The following is a 12,428-nucleotide window of genomic DNA, read 5'->3' as shown; positions in this document are numbered from 1 at the left end:
TGACCTGCGGCGTAGGCGTCAAAGGTGACCTGGGCTACCCGTTTTCGGTGGCCGGGGTCACTTTCCCATCGAGGGTTTTACCTGCGTGATTTGGCGCTGTCTCCCGGACCGGCAACTCTTGTGTTCGAGGGCGATGCCGCCCTCGTCCACCAGTCCATAAGGAGAAGGCAGATGCCACTCAAGACGATCATCAAGTCCGCTCAGGTCACCCTGGCCAACCGCCGCACCGAGCGCCGCGCCCGCCAGCAGTTGTGCGCCGAGCTCGCGGCCTTCCAGACCCCGGCCGAACGCGCCGAGCTCGACCTCATCCTGGGCCGCCACACCGTCGAGGAGACCCGCGAGATCCGCGAGATCCTCAACCAGCAGGACTACGAACGCCAGCGCGCCTGGCCCGTGGTCACCGGTTATAGCCGCTGACCGCGACACCCCCAACGACGAAGCCCCGGCGATCCCGCCGGGGCTTTCTCGTGCCCCGCAACCGTTCCGCACCCGGCCCGACTGCCCCGCAACCGTCGTGACCGCCCCGGCTGCCGACGCCGCGCTGGCGGGTCGTCCCACCCGGGTCGTCAGCACCACCCTCGACAGCGCCGGCCGGCCGGTGATCACCACGCGGACGGCGACCAGCCAGGCAGCCGCCCTGCGCTACGTCCGGGAAGGGCGGCAGGGGCCGGCCACGGTGGAGCTCGACACTCGCGTGACCGTCGCGGACGTGCCGGCGGGCTCCGACCCGTACCGTGGCGATCAGTGGGATTTCACCAAGATCGGCGTGGCACAGGCGTGGGAGCACTCGACCGGCTCCGGCGTCATCGTGGCGGTGATCGACACCGGTGTCGACGCGACCCACCCGGACCTGGCCGGCCACATCCTGCCCGGCATCGACTACGTCGCCGGCACCACGGGGACCAGCACCGACCCGAACGGCCACGGCACCCACGTCGCCGGCACGATCGCCGCGATCACCGGTAACGACGTGGGTATCTCCGCGGTCGCCCCGGACGCGAGGATCATGCCGATCCGGGCCCTGGGTGCCGACGGCAGCGGCAACATGGCCGACGTCGCCAAGGGCATCGTCTACGCCGCCGACCACGGCGCCGACATCATCAACATGTCGCTCGGCGCGGACGAAGAGATCACGGCGATGACCACCGCGATCACCTACGCGCGCGGCAAGGGCGTCACCGTCGTGGCCGCCGCCGGTAACGACGGCGAGAACGGCAGCCCGGTCAACTATCCCGGCGCCGACCCGGGCGTCATCGCGGTTGCCGCCACCGACTCGTCCGACCAGGTCGCCTCGTTCTCCAACCGCGGCAGCTACGTCGACATCGCCGCGCCCGGTGTCCAGATCCTCAGCACGTATCCGACGGGCTCGGGCTACGCGACCGACAGCGGCACCTCGATGGCCACCCCGCACGTCGCTGCGGTTGCCGCGCTGATCAAGGCGTACCGGCCGGCGGCCACCCCCGACCAGATCGAGCAGACCCTCGAGGACACCGCCGTCGACCTGGGCGTCGCCGGCAAGGACACCAGCTACGGCTGGGGCAGAGTCGACGCCGCCGCAGCCCTGAACGTCACCGAGACCACAGCGGTCACCGTCCGTACCGGCCCCCGCAGCGTCCTCTACGGAACCCCGGTCACCACCCGATACACGGTCACCGCCGACGGCAGCGCCGCCGCGAACCGGGCGGTCCAGGTCTGCACGGCAATCGCGTCCTCGGCGTTCACCTGCACCGACACCACCACTACTGCGGCCGGCGTCATCACCGTCACGGCCACGGCAACCGGCACGCGACGGGTACGCCTGACCGTGCCGGCCACCGGCGCAGCCCTCGCCGTGACGTCACCCGTCACGACGTACACGGTAGGCACGAAGGTCACCGCGACCCGGGCCGCCGCCCGTACCCTGACCATCACCCTGACCGGGGCTGCCGGGCAACTGGTCCGCCTGCAGCGCTCGACGAAGAGCGGCTGGAAGCAGGTCACGTCCTACCGGGCGGCCGGCACCCGCACCGTCACCGGCCTTGTCGCCGGAGCCCGCTACCGGGTCGTCGTGCCCGCCACCAGCGCGCTCACCGGCTCGACCAGCACAACCGTCACGATGTAGCGGCTGCCTTCCAGGCGGCGTAGTACGTGGCCATCTCGGCGACCGGTCCACTGTGGCGTGGCTGCCAGCCCAGCTCGGTGCGGGCCTTGGCGCTGGACACGATCTCGTCCTGGTCGGCGGCCTGCTCCAGCCAGTTCTCCGGCGGGATCGCGGCCAGGGGGATCTCGCCCGTGTGCCCGGCCGCGCGCACGGCTGCGGTGAAGACGTCGAGCGCCGCCGGTGGGTTCTCCTCGCCGATCACGAAGATGTCGGCGTGCGGGGCGTTCCGTCGCTCGACGATCAGCGCGTACGCCTCCGCGAGGTCGTCCACGTGCACCCACGACCAGCGCTTGTCCTTGTCGCCGAGGAAGACGGGGCTCTCCAGGGCGAACCAGTTGCCGAGCTGGGACGTGCGCGCGCTGTGGCCGTACATGAAGCCTGGCCTGATGATGGTGTGCCGCAGGCCGGAAGCGGCAAGCTCCTGCTCGAGCTGGTAGCGGAAGTGCAGCGGGTTCGCCGGGTTCGACGGCGTGGACTCGTCGATGACGGGCTGGTCGATACGGCCGTGCTGGTCGATACGGCCGTGCAGCGAGATTCCCGTGGTGTAGACGAGATGCTGGTCCGTCAGTGCGGCGAAGAGCTTGCGGTCGCTCCCCGCCGGGTCGCCGAAGTCCATGGCGGCGTGCACGACGACGTCCACGCCGCGCAGGTGCTCCCGGTAGCTGTCCGGGTCGCCCAGCTCGCCCGCCACCGGCTCGACCTCCGCGGCGGTCAGGGCGCGGGCGGTCGCCGAGGTGGTGTCGCGGGTCAGGCCGAGCACGGTGTGGCCGCGGCGGCGCAGGGCGGGGGCGATGGTGCCGCCGGCGTATCCGGTGGCTCCGGTGACGAGGATCCTCACGGGCTGCTCCTTGTTAAATTGCGTGCGTGCGCACGCAATTTCTATGATGCTTGCGTGCGCACGCATAATGCAAGATCCTGGGGATGTGAGCAGAGCTACTACGGGGGACCTGACCCCCGCCGAAGACGCGTTGTGGCGGTCGCTGGGCCGCGCGGTCCACCGCCTGCCCCGGCGCCTCGACACCGCCATGGTCCGGGCGACAGGCGTCACCATGACCGAATATGCGGTCCTCCAGGCCCTGACCGAGGCCCCGGACCACCGGATGCGGATGACCGACCTCGCCGCCGCGTGCGGCCTGTCCCCGAGCCGGGTGAGCCGCGTCGTCGACGGCCTGGCCAAGGACGGACTGGCGATCAAGGAAAAACACTCGGATGACGCACGCAGCGCGGTGGCCGTTCTTACCGGCACAGGCCTTGACCGTACGCGGGAAGCGCGCGCTCAGTATCTCGCCATAGCCCGCCGCGAGGTCCTCGACCTGATCGACCCGGCACACCACGAGGCCCTCGGAGATGCCTTGCGCAGCATCGCCGAGGGCCCCTGACGCCTTGTCAGTGCTTCGCGGGATCGTCCTCGTGGGACCGCGCGCTCAGGCTGCCGGCGTGGGCCTTGGCCGACGGGTCGTTACGGGTCTTCAACAGGCTGGCCACCGTCGTGATGGCCAGGACGCCGATGATCACGGCGAGGGAGACCGGGGTGCTGATCACCGGGGCGTCGTGCCAGATGTCCTCGTGCAGCCAGTGCAGCACCAGCTTCACGCCGATGAACGCCAGGATCAGCGACAGGCCGGTCGACAGGTAGACCAGCCGGTCGAGCAGGCCCTTCACCAGGAAGAACAGCGCCCGCAGGCCCAACAGGGCGAAGGCGTTGGCGACGAAGACGATGTACGCCTCCTCCGTCACGCCGAACACCGCCGGGATCGAGTCGAGCGCGAACAGCAGGTCGGAACTGCCGATCGCGATCAGCGTGATGAACAGCGGGGTGGCCATCCGCTTCCCGCCGATGCGGGTGAACATCTTGCCGCCGTCGTAGTCGTCGGTCACCGGGAAGAACCGCTTGGTGGCCTTGACCAGGGCGTTGTCCTCGACGCTGGGATCCTCCGCCCGATGCCGGAACAGCTGCACCGCGGTGTAGATGAGGATCAGTCCGAAGATCAGGAACATGAACGAGAACAGCGACAGCAGGGTCGCGCCGAGAGCGATGAAGATGACCCGCAGCACCAGCGCGATGATGATCCCGAAGGTCAGGACCTCCTGCTGGTATTTCTCGGGCACGGCGAACGTACCCATGATGATCACGAAGACGAAGAGATTGTCGACCGACAGGCTCTTCTCGACGATGTAGCCCGCGAAGTACTCGGTGCCGTAGTTCCAGCCGGCCACCTGGGCGAACACCACGCCGAACGCGATCGCGACGGCGATGTAGAAGACCGACCAGGCAGCGGCCTCACGGAACCCGACGGCGTGCGGTTTCAGCACACCGAGGGTCAGGTCGAGGGCGAGCAGGGCCACGATGACCGCGATGGTCAGCGTCCAGCCGAGCGCGGTGACCTCAAGCATCAGGTAACAACCTCCGGGCGTCGTTGCGAGGGGGTACTCGGCTTATGAATACCCATAGAATCCCTGCTCAGACTGGGAGAAACCTGTAAAGCCGGTCTGACCTTTTAGCTACCGCACCACGAACGAGCGCTTCGACAGGCCCATCCAGAAGCCGTCGATCGGCTGGTCGGCGCTCTGCTCCGGGTCGCTCGACGCGCCCAGCGTCAGGAACATCGGGGCGAAATGCTCGATCGTCGGATGCGCGTACGGCATCCCGGGCGCCTTGTCGCGGAAGCTCGCCAGCTCGTCGACGGCCCCGCGGGCCAGCAGCTCGGCGGTCCACGCGTCGAACTCCCGGGACCAGCCCGGCGCCTTCGCGTCCTCCCGCCAGTCCCGCAGGAACGGCAGGCCGTGCGTGGTGAAGCCGGACCCGACGATGAGTACGCCCTCGTCGCGCAGCGGCGCGAGCCGGCGACCCAGCTCCAGCAGGCGATCGGGCTCGAGGGTCGGCAGCGACATCTGCAGCACCGGGATGTCGGCGTCGGGATACATCACGGTCAGCGGCACGTACGCCCCGTGGTCCAGACCGCGGGTGGTCCGCACGACGTGCTCGTTGTCGGGCATCAGCTTCTCGATGCGAGCGGCCAGCTCGGGTGCGCCCGGCGCCCGGTACTGCGTCTCGTAGTACTTCTGCGGGAAGCCACCGAAGTCGTACACCAGCGGCACAGGCTCGGTCGCGCCGAGCATCAGCGGCGCGGACTCCCAGTGCGCGGAGGCCATCAGGATCGCCTTGGGCCGGGGGAGACCCGCGGTCATCTCCTTGAGCTGCGCCACCCACGTGGGGTTGTCGACCAGCGGCGGGGCGCCGTGACTGATGAAGAGCGCGGGCAGGGTGCTCATGCTGGCCTCCGTTGATGCTTCAACTAACTGCCTCCGACGATACGGCGCTTTAGTTGAGCCGTCAACTAAACAAGGTCAGCCCCCGTAGCGACTCACGTGAAATGAAACACTTTCCCTATGCCTACTGTGCATTGCGCAACTAGTCATACTCAAGGCAGAATTTCGGAGTGCTTCCCGAACGCACCTCTCCGCAATCGCTGCTCGCCGACGACCTCTACCTGGCCGCCCACGACACCGTTCACGGCAAATGCGTGCTCACCCCGGCCACGCTCGGCCTCGGACTCTCCGGCGGCCTCCTCGCCGAACTCATCCTCCGCCGCCGCGTCGGCCTGCGCGGCGACCGGCTGAGCCTGCTCGACCCCCGCCCGACCGGCGACATCGCCTCCGCCGCGGTGCTCGGCCAGATCGAGCACGAGAACCGCCGCGGCGTCCGCGACTGGATCGCCTACCTGGCCACCGGCATCGCCACCGACCTCGTCGCCCGTCGCCTCGCCAAGGAAGGAAAAGTCGAACGCCACGCCCGCCGTGGCCTCTTCGGCACCCGCCTCACCTTCATCCCGGTCGACACGGTCACCTCCGGCCGCCCGGCCACCCGCATCCGCATCTCCGCCGACCGGCGCGAGCTGCTCGCCGTCCCCGACATCGTCCTGACCGGCCTGGTCTTCGCCACCGGCCTCGACCAGCACGCCCTGATCGCCCTCCACCCCACCGGCCGCAACCACCTCCTCGACCAGATCCACCGCCGCCTCCCCCTCCCCCTCCACCACCTCGTCGGCCACGCCGAAGCAGCCGTCGGCGACGCCGTCATGGCCCGCCGCGCCTAGCTTCCGCCCCCGTTCGGCTCCGGCCGCCTCCCGCTTTGAGAACCAGGCGCCCGTCCATCTTTCAGAACCCCTCGCCTGTCGCGCTTCTGGAACCCCGCGCCTGCCTAGCTTTCAAAACCCCGCGCCTGCCTAGCTTTCAGAACCCCTGCGCCTGCCTAGCCTTCAAAACCCCGCGCCTGCCTAGCTTTCAGAACCCCTCGCCTGGCTCGCTTTGGGAACCCTGCGCCTGGCTCGCTTTGGGAACCCTGCGCCTGGCTCGCTTTGAGAACCGTGCGCCTGCCTCGTGAAGGAAGCCGGAGCACCGCCGGCTCCCTTTCCGAAACAGGCACTGAACCCCCTCAACCCCGCTCCGCGCTGGTCGTTTCGCGCCGATCGGTCTGGTCTGCATGCCCTCTTCAGGAAGAGCACCCCTCATGCCCTACACGCCACACGGATCCGCCATGCTCACGAACGCCCTGGCCCGCAACCGGCTCGGCGTCGCCTCTGTCGTCTTCTTCGTCATGTCGGCGGCCGCCCCGCTGACCGTCGTCGCCGGCGTCGTACCCACCGGTCTCGCCGTCACCGGCCTCACCGCGATCTCGATCGCCTTCGTCACGGTCGCCCTCGTCCTGGCCGTCTTCTCGGTCGGCTACGTCGCCATGGCACGACACATCGCCAACGCGGGAGCCTTCTACGCGTACGTCTCCCGTGGACTCGGCCGTCCCCTCGGCGTCGCCGCCGCGTGGGTCGCACTCGCGGCGTACAACAGCTTCCAGGTCGCCAGCTACGGTGGCATCGGGGCGATCGCCGCACCCCTGTTCGCCGAATGGTTCGGCATCCAGCCACCCTGGTGGCTCATCGCCCTGGCCGCCTGGGCCCTCGTAGCCGTCCTCGGCGTCCGCGACGTCGCCGTCAACGGCAAAGTCCTAGCCACCCTGCTGGTCGCCGAGATCATCCTGGTCGTCCTCTTCAGCTTCGCCGACCTCACCACCGCCGGCTTCGTCCCCTCCGCCGCCCCACTCGACCCGGGCGGCCTCGCCGGTGCGGGAGCGGGCGCACTGCTCGTCATGGCGGTCACCGGCTTCGTCGGCTTCGAACAGTCCGTCGTCTTCAGCGAAGAATCCCGCGACCCCCGCCGCACGGTCCCGCGCGCCACCTACCTGTCCATCCTGCTGATCACCGCGCTCTACGCGTTCTCCGCCTGGGCAATGATCTCCGCCGCCGGCCCGGACGCAGTCCACCGTGCCACCACCGAAGGCCCCGAACTCTTCTTCACCCTCCCCGCCGCCCAACTGGGCGACCTGGCCGTAGACCTCGGCCACGCCCTGTTCCTGACCTCCCTCATCGCCGCCATGATCTCCTTCCACAACATCATCGCCCGCTACACCTTCTCCCTGGGCCGCGAAGGCGTCCTACCCCGAACCTTCGGCCGCACGGTCCCCGCCACCGGAGCCCCCAAAAACGGCTCACTGGCCCAATCCGCCTTCGGCCTGCTCGTGATCCTCACGTACGCCCTCCTCGGCTGGGACCCCCTGGTCCAGCTCTTCTTCTGGGGCGGCACCACAGGCGCCCTCGGCGTCCTACTCCTGATCACGGTCACCTCAGCAGCAGTAATCGGCTTCTTCCTCCGCACCCCCTGCGACGAAACCCTCTGGCGCCGCGCCATAGCCCCCACCTGCGGCACCCTCCTCCTCCTGGCAATCACCACAGCCGCCTTCACCACCATCGCCACCCTCTTCGGCGTCACCCCGGGCTCCCCTCCCACCTGGACAGTCCCCCTCGCCTACACCCTCCTCGCCGCCGCCGGCGCAACCTGGGCCCTAACCCTCCGCCTCACCCGCCCCACCACCTACGAAGGAATCGGCTGGGGCGCCCGCAGCACCCGCTTCCACCCCACCGAAGACCCCCCACCCACCGACCCTCAGCCCACGGACCCTCAACTCAGCGACTCCCGGCCCGGCGACTCTCAACTCACCGACCCTCAACTCAGCGACTCCCGGCCCGGTGACCTTCAGCCCATTGACTCCCGGCCCGGCGGTTCCCAACCCGGTGACCTTCAGCCCATGGACTCCCGGCCCGTCGGTCCCCAACCCGGTGACCTTCAGCCCATGGACTCCCGGCCCGGCGGTTCCCAACCCGGCGACTTCCGGCCCAGCGACTCCCCGCGCGGCACCATCCCCGACACCAGTGACTCCCGGCCCAGCAACTCCCCAGCCAACGCCGCCCCCGACATCACCGTCCCCCTCAGCGCGGCCCCAAGCAGCAACCTCCCTGGAACCAACGTCGCTGCTTACGGTGTCCCGTCCACCGGTGTCCCGTCCACCGGTGTCCCGGGCGGCGGTGCCCCGGGCGGCGTTTCTCTGAGCAACGGCGGCCGCCCCAGCGACCCCAGGGACCATGACGTATCCGGCGGCGATACCCCCGGCGGCGCCCAATGACCCCACCGATCCGCCACGCCCGCCCAGACGAAATCCCCTCGGTAGCAGCCCTCATCGCCCACGCCTTCAACAACCTCGCCCAGACCCACTCCCTCGTCCCGGACACCGATCACCGCCTCCCCGTGATGACCGCCTACTTCGAACTAGCCATCACGACCGCAACAATCCACGTGATCCCCGGCCCCCACGACCACCCCATAGCCACATCGGTCTGGTTCGACCGCACCCACCCCGAGCCCCCGAACCCCACCTACGACAACCACCTGGCCACCATCACCGGCCCCTACCTCCCCAACTTCCAAGCCCTCGACAACCTCCTCGCCGCCCACCACCCACCAGAACCCCACTGGCACCTGGCCTTCCTCGCAGTCCACCCTCACCACCGCCACACCGGCCACGGCGCAGCCCTACTCGCCCATACCCACACCACCCTGACCACGCCGGCCTACCTGGAAGCCACCAACGAAGCCAACATCCGCCTCTACCGCCGCCACGGCTACAAAACGCTCCACCCCTTCGCCATCCACCTGCCGGACGGCACCCCTTTCTACCGAATGTGGCGCCGCCCCTGAACAAGGCCACGCATTCTCCCGCTCCCCAAGACTCGTAAATAGCGCGCAGAGTTCCATGCAGGGGTTGGTAATGTGAACCCGCTCTTTAGACTTCAAGCGGCCGCCGCGTTCGGCCGAGCATCGAATTTGACAGATAGATGGCCTCAGGCGGAGATCTTCCTGTATTCGTAAGCCAAAAATTGCCTGTCTCAAGGAAGACGCGACTGCGTCTGGCCGTGGTGACATCCGGTCCAGTAATCCTAGGTGGAACGGTGCGCTTGTCGACTTGACGCGAACGAGTCAGTCCAGCGTGTCGCACTCTCTCGCCAGCTCTCGTCTTTCTGGCTTTTCGCATCCACCCAGCTGGCGCACGCAATAGCGTTCCCATTAGTAGTGGTATTCCCGGCCGCGGCCGGGATGGCAATGGCTTTTCCTGCGTCGGCGGCGACAGTGACCGCGTTCCGAGCACAGACTTCAGCCCCGCCGCTGGTGCAGGTCCGGGCGGAGTCAGTTCAGGTGGGCGTGAGGCAGGGGCGAGACCGGGCGAAACAGGCTTGGACTGCGTCGACGCGTCCGACGGTTTCTGCGCTGGTGACGAGCGTGACGACGGTTGGGCCTGCGGTGTGCGCTCAGTCAACGGGGCTGCTCCTGACCGCGGCACTGTTCCTGACCGCGGCACTGTTCCTGACCGCGGAACCGCTCCTGATTTTGGTCTGGCCGGCCTGAGGGTTTCCGACCGCGGAGGCTCGGCGTGTGCTGGAGTGGCCTGCGGTTGTGGCTTGTTCGGAAGCGGCGATGGCGGCTGCCGGCCGGGCATTGTCGAGGCAGCGGCCGGCTGGATGGCTGGGGCGTGCTGCTTCTGGAGTAACTGTTTCTGAGGTGACGACTGCGCAGGCGCTTCTTGCTGAGGGAGCGGTGGCTGAGGCAGTCGCGATGGAGGCCGTGGCGGCGTTGATGGAGGCGCCGACGACGTCCATGGTCGCTGCTGGAGGGGCTGCGGTTGCGGCCCCGGCAGCCGACGCTGTGGCGACCGGGGTTGCGGCGACCGGGGTTGCGGCGACCGAGGTTGCGGCGACGTCGGCGATGACGCTAGCGATGGTTGGGGCCGTCGTGGGCGTGGGGTCGCGGGCGGGATCGGGAGGCGGGCGATGTCGTCCCAGAGGAGCCCGCTTCTCTGGTGGATGCGGGGGTTTCCCTCGGCGGCACGTAGCTGGCGCAGGCGTTCCTTGTGGAGCCGGTACTTGCCCCATTCGCGTCGGTGTTCATGGTCGCGACGGAATTCGTCGCGCGCGGCTGAATAATTGCGCGATCGTGTCCGGTCGCGCATTCCGGCGACCTGTGCTGCGCTGAAAATCTGCAACTGCCCCACGCGTCGATTATGGCGCCGCCCCGCATGATCAATCCACCTCGAACGCAATTTGATCATGCCAAATCAGAGTGACCGGGAGCGCGCTCTCGGTGAACGTGATCTGAGCTACATGAGGGTCGATGGTTACGGCTGGCACGGATACTATGGGCCTGGTTCTGCAGCAAATTTAGATGGCTGTGGAATTTAGATGGCTGTGGAATTGAGTGCCACGCGTGATCATTGATTGCTCAGGGCTTGGCTAGGGTGACCCGTGCGCACCTATGCGGCGGGGCGCTTATCGGGGTGGGCGAAAGCGGGAGGTGGGCATGGGTTCTGTGATCGAGAGTCCGATGCTGGTGGGGTCGGTAGTCCGGCTTGAACCACTGGCGCACCGGCATGCCGAGGATCTTGCAGTGGCTGCGGCGGAGGATCGGCGGTCATATGGGTTCACCTCGGTGCCTGCTGTGGGCGAGGTCGAGGAGCGGATCGGGGTTCAGCTGGGGCTGGCCGCGGCTGGGTCGCTGATGCCGTTTGCTCAGGTTGTGGTGGATTCGGGGCGGGCTGTGGGGGTGACGGCGTACTGGGATCCGCGGGTTCTCGGGGATGGAGGTGCGCTGTTTGCGGTTCAGGTCGGGTTCACATGGCTGGCGGCGTCGGCGCAGGGGACGGCGGTCAACAGTGAGGCGAAGTTCCTGTTGTTTCAGCGTGCCTTCGAGGTGTGGAAGGTGGCCCGGGTGGACCTCAACACGGACGCGCGGAATGCCCGTTCGCGTGCGGCGATCGCTGGGGTGGGCGCTCGGTTCGAGGGAGTGCTGCGTAGTTGGTCCCGATCGTGGGCGCCGGGGGAGGAGGGGATGTTGCGGGACTCGGCGATGTTTTCGATCGTCGCCTCGGAATGGCCTGAGTGCCGGGAGAGGCTGCTGACGCGTATCGCTGGGCGGGCATGAACTGGGCAGGCAGGCAGGCAGGCAGGCAGGCAGGCAAGAAGGCAAGCAAGAAGGCAAGCGGGGTGGGGTGGGGCGAGCAGGGATGGGGCGGGTGGGAGGTGGGGTTGAGCGCGTTGGGGGTTAATGCCTTGTTGTCGAGGTGACGGCGTGTCTACTGTGCGGTGATGCGGACGCTGACGATGGCTTTTGACGCGCGCGATGCGGTTCGTCTGGCGCAGTTCTGGGGCGGTTTGCTCGGCCGGGTGGTTGTCGAGGCCGGCGGTGAGGCGCTTCTGCCGGGCGATGACACGCAGGTGGGGCTTCGGTTTGTGCCGAGCGATTCGGTGAAGGCCGGGGCGAATCGGTTGCATCTGCATCTGACCAGTGCCACCAGCGCCGACCAGGAGCGCACAGTGTCGGTTGCTCTGGAGCTCGGGGCCGCGCATCTTGATGTGGGGCAGCTGCCCGAGGAGGGGCACATCGTGCTGGCTGACCCGGAGGGCAACGAGTTCTGTGTGATCGAGGCGGGCAACAAGTTTCTGGCCGGGTGTGGGTTTCTTGGTGAGGTTGCCTGTGACGGCGGGCGGGAAGTCGGCGTCTTCTGGAGCGAGGCGATGGGCTGGCCGTTGGTGTGGGACCAGGATGAGGAGACCGCTATCCAGTCGCCGCACGGAGGTACGAAGGTTGCGTGGGGTGGGCCCTCGCCGGCCCCGACGCCGGGTACGAGTCGGCAGCGCTTCGACGTCACTCCTGCCAGCGGCGATCAGCTGTCGGAGATCGAGCGGTTGATTGCCCTCGGGGCCACGCTGCCCGAAGTCCGCGCAGACCTTGCGGACGGCGCAGGCCCCGCTCACGGTGGGAGCGGTGCGGACGGCGCAGGGGTTGGGAGCGGTGCGGACGGCGCAGGGGTTGGGAGCGGTGCGGACGGCGCAGGGGTTGGGAGCGGTGC

10 protein-coding genes and 1 pseudogene are annotated in these 12,428 nt (G+C 68.3%); 8 read left to right on the top strand and 3 right to left on the bottom strand.

Translation table 11 applies throughout. The features are described from left to right. The first annotated feature begins 171 nt into the window (after positions 1-171). On the top strand, positions 172-417 hold the full coding sequence (locus tag Ahu01nite_RS35085) for a hypothetical protein (protein ID WP_203841024.1): 246 nt from the start codon (positions 172-174) through the stop codon (positions 415-417). A gap of 97 nt (positions 418-514) precedes the next feature. Then, positions 515-2,101 carry a S8 family peptidase gene (locus Ahu01nite_RS35080; protein ID WP_239159374.1) on the top strand — a complete coding sequence of 529 codons (1,587 nt, stop codon included), beginning with the start codon at positions 515-517 and terminating at the stop codon, positions 2,099-2,101. Here the strand turns inward: Ahu01nite_RS35080 and Ahu01nite_RS35075 are convergent. Further along, a complete protein-coding gene (locus Ahu01nite_RS35075; RefSeq protein WP_203841023.1) occupies positions 2,091-2,978 on the bottom strand; it encodes an NAD-dependent epimerase/dehydratase family protein in 888 nt (295 codons plus the stop codon). The two genes, Ahu01nite_RS35080 and Ahu01nite_RS35075, sit on opposite strands and share 11 nt — an antisense overlap. A gap of 85 nt (positions 2,979-3,063) precedes the next feature. Here Ahu01nite_RS35075 and Ahu01nite_RS35070 point away from each other — a divergent pair, with 85 nt between their 5' ends. Further along, positions 3,064-3,519: a MarR family winged helix-turn-helix transcriptional regulator gene (locus Ahu01nite_RS35070; RefSeq protein ID WP_203841022.1), complete on the top strand. Its 456-nt coding sequence runs from the start codon at positions 3,064-3,066 to the stop codon at positions 3,517-3,519. 7 nt (positions 3,520-3,526) lie between these two features. Here the strand turns inward: Ahu01nite_RS35070 and Ahu01nite_RS35065 are convergent, their stop codons facing one another. Continuing rightward, entirely contained in the window at positions 3,527-4,534 is a 1,008-nt protein-coding gene (locus Ahu01nite_RS35065) for a TerC family protein (protein ID WP_203841021.1), read from the bottom strand. A 108-nt stretch (positions 4,535-4,642) separates the two neighbouring features. Continuing rightward, a complete protein-coding gene (locus tag Ahu01nite_RS35060; RefSeq protein ID WP_203841020.1) occupies positions 4,643-5,413 on the bottom strand; it encodes a dioxygenase family protein in 771 nt (256 codons plus the stop codon). Positions 5,414-5,580: 167 nt separating this feature from the next. On the opposite strand from Ahu01nite_RS35060, the gene Ahu01nite_RS35055 reads away from it, so the two are divergent. From Ahu01nite_RS35055 to Ahu01nite_RS35035, 5 genes and pseudogenes are all read left to right on the top strand, one after another. Next, the gene (locus Ahu01nite_RS35055) at positions 5,581-6,237 is read left to right on the top strand and encodes a GOLPH3/VPS74 family protein (protein ID WP_203841019.1); all 657 of its coding nucleotides are present in this window, start codon (positions 5,581-5,583) and stop codon (positions 6,235-6,237) included. 440 nt (positions 6,238-6,677) lie between these two features. Next, positions 6,678-8,174, top strand: a pseudogene (locus Ahu01nite_RS35050) (APC family permease); the annotation flags it as partial. Positions 8,175-8,650: 476 nt separating this feature from the next. Continuing rightward, positions 8,651-9,226, top strand: coding sequence for a GNAT family N-acetyltransferase (locus Ahu01nite_RS35045; protein ID WP_203841017.1), 576 nt, complete (start codon positions 8,651-8,653; stop codon positions 9,224-9,226). Between the two features lie 1,608 nt (positions 9,227-10,834). Beyond that, positions 10,835-11,500, top strand: a complete 666-nt coding sequence (locus Ahu01nite_RS35040) for a GNAT family N-acetyltransferase (RefSeq protein WP_307794647.1) — start codon at positions 10,835-10,837, stop codon at positions 11,498-11,500. 164 nt (positions 11,501-11,664) lie between these two features. Continuing rightward, on the top strand, positions 11,665-12,428 hold a 764-nt coding region (locus Ahu01nite_RS35035; RefSeq protein ID WP_239159373.1), incomplete at its 3' end, for a VOC family protein.

The organism is Winogradskya humida, from assembly GCF_016862215.1.
Taxonomy (GTDB): domain Bacteria; phylum Actinomycetota; class Actinomycetes; order Mycobacteriales; family Micromonosporaceae; genus Actinoplanes; species Actinoplanes humidus.
Note: the sequence above shows the minus strand (reverse complement) of the source record. Positions and strands in the feature narration are given on the sequence as shown.